The 2002-nt window shown below is 33.7% G+C and carries 4 protein-coding genes; all 4 read right to left on the reverse strand.

Annotation, left to right across the window (positions count from 1 at the left end; all coding sequences use genetic code 11):
• A partial coding sequence (locus VFM92_RS02290; RefSeq protein ID WP_325120576.1) for a 7-cyano-7-deazaguanine synthase occupies positions 1-356 on the reverse strand: 356 nt, incomplete at its 3' end.
• Complete coding sequence (locus tag VFM92_RS02295) at positions 346-912, reverse strand: hypothetical protein (RefSeq protein WP_325120577.1); 567 nt, start codon at positions 910-912, stop codon at positions 346-348. The genes VFM92_RS02295 and VFM92_RS02290, both read right to left, overlap by 11 nt.
• 127 nt (positions 913-1039) lie before the next feature.
• Positions 1040-1396: a zinc ribbon domain-containing protein gene (locus tag VFM92_RS16910; protein ID WP_414675560.1), complete on the reverse strand. Its 357-nt coding sequence runs from the start codon at positions 1394-1396 to the stop codon at positions 1040-1042.
• A gap of 29 nt (positions 1397-1425) precedes the next feature.
• Positions 1426-2002: zinc ribbon domain-containing protein (locus tag VFM92_RS02300; protein WP_325120578.1), on the reverse strand; the 577-nt coding region annotated here is incomplete at its 5' end.

Raw genomic sequence — 2002 nt, forward strand, 5'->3', positions numbered from 1 at the left:
AAATTAGCATCAAGACTAAATGCCCAGGCTGTGGCAATTGTTATGAAAATTGCATTTCTAATGGGCACTACTATACTATGGTCGAATTTGGATGGAATTGATAATTTGCTATTGGTTAGTACGTTTGAACTACCGTACAATTCCTTCATAAAATTAATGTCTACTATACGGTATTCATCTGAATTCAAGGCCTTGGCAAGCTTTTTTGACTGAATTATCTCGCGTTTGGCTCTTTGACCATAAGAAAATGTAATTATTTTTATTTTATATTTCTTGTAGTTTTTGATATAAGCAGCAGCACAGAGCGAATCCAGCCCGCCACTCATTATGCATATTGCAATCTTTTCATCTTTCATTTAATGCGTAGATACCTCCCACTCCATATGATATTGCGACAAATATTCTAGAAAGTGCCAATATATGTTGATGAACTAAAACAGAAGAAAGTAATACATCAACTAGAAATAAAACTGGGATCATAATAATTGCAATTATTCCAACAATAAATTGTTCCTTATTTTTGTAATTACTATAATATTTAATCAAAAGAAATGTGGAGATGTTACCAGTACCGATTCCTAAGAGTATCAAGTACTGTGAAAATGGGTAGAATATTGGAATGGCTAAAAAAGGTCCTGCCCAGCTTAGACCATTAATTATCTTTGCATGAAAAGGCCATTTTATGCTATTTTTCATTCTGTTTCTTATGGATTGAAACAGATTATTCATTTTTGTAAAGGTTATTCCCAAAATCAAAGCAAATACCAAAATCCATGAAAGTAGTTGATAGTAAATTGGAACACCATGAGTTGATAAGAATTCGTTAATTATAGTTCCAGTTAGAACTGCTATAGCGATACTGATAAAAAGAAAGCCAAAAGCTCTAGATTCAATTCCTAGATTTCCAGGCAATGGTCTATAAACTTTATTTCTTTAATTTAAAGCATTTAGTGAATACTGTATGAACAGAAAAGGTTTACATTTGCCGTACGTGATATCTTCCGTTAATCATAATACATACTTGATTTTTGTGATAATCCTATTGCTGTTTTGATCCACATTTAGGACAGAATTTTGATGCTGTTTTGAGAGGATAATTGCAATTGTGACATTTGGTCGTCGATCCCTGTGTGAGATCCTTGAACATATCTGTAACTGCTCCACTTGGTTTGAATGATTCATCAATATCTGGAAGGAAATCAGAATTGTTTGATTGATTGTTGACATCATTAATATACATCAATAAGCGAGGTACTGTCTTATTTTTTCCAGGAACATTAACTTGATCACCTAACCACAATGCAAATTTTTTTAATGTCATTTCAGGAGTCGAAAAAGTTAGGGAATGTGTGGACATATACTCTTCAGTGGCAGCTCTCCCATTAAAGATCTCCATAGTAGATTAAAACAAAATGGAGTTTTTAATTATTGCGAATTCCCACACTTGGGACAGAATTTAGCAGTAACAGGAATTGAAGACTTGCAATGGACACAATTCTTTTTTGAATCCTGGTTTTTAGCTTCGGGCTTAATTGTTATGTCGACAGGTTTGAATGTTGGCTCGGTTAGTCGATCAGGTGCAGGAAGTAAATATTGACTATCATTTGATGGTCTGTTGCCACCGATACTACCACCGCTGTCTACAAACGCATTGACTCCAAATCCAGAACCAGATGAAGGCTCTGCAATTCCGCCAGTTGGATTCTTTAATGATGAACCTTTGTCGACTGCTGATTTCATTTCCAATATTACTCTAATAGCTAGAAAATTTAGTGCAGAGAGAGATATCATGAATTTTGCAACTTTTCCGAAAAATTCTTTATCACCAATTTTTCCTTTTTTGTAAAGTTGAGCATCATCAATAAAAGATTCATAATGGTCTTGAGTCTCGTTTACTAATTGTTTTAATTTTTCACTCAACCCTCCAAGCGTATCGACACCAAATGACATAATAAGTGAATTAGCTATGCAGTTTAATAAAAGTTTGAATCCAATAAAAAAA

It is taken from the genome of Marivirga sp., from assembly GCF_035704835.1.
Classification (GTDB): Bacteria; Bacteroidota; Bacteroidia; order Cytophagales; family Cyclobacteriaceae; genus Marivirga.

Excerpts from the sequence above, each read along its gene's own strand:
- VFM92_RS16910 (WP_414675560.1), bottom strand. The coding sequence starts at position 1,396 with ATGGAGATCTTTAATGGGAGAGCTGCCACTGAAGAGTATATGTCCACA.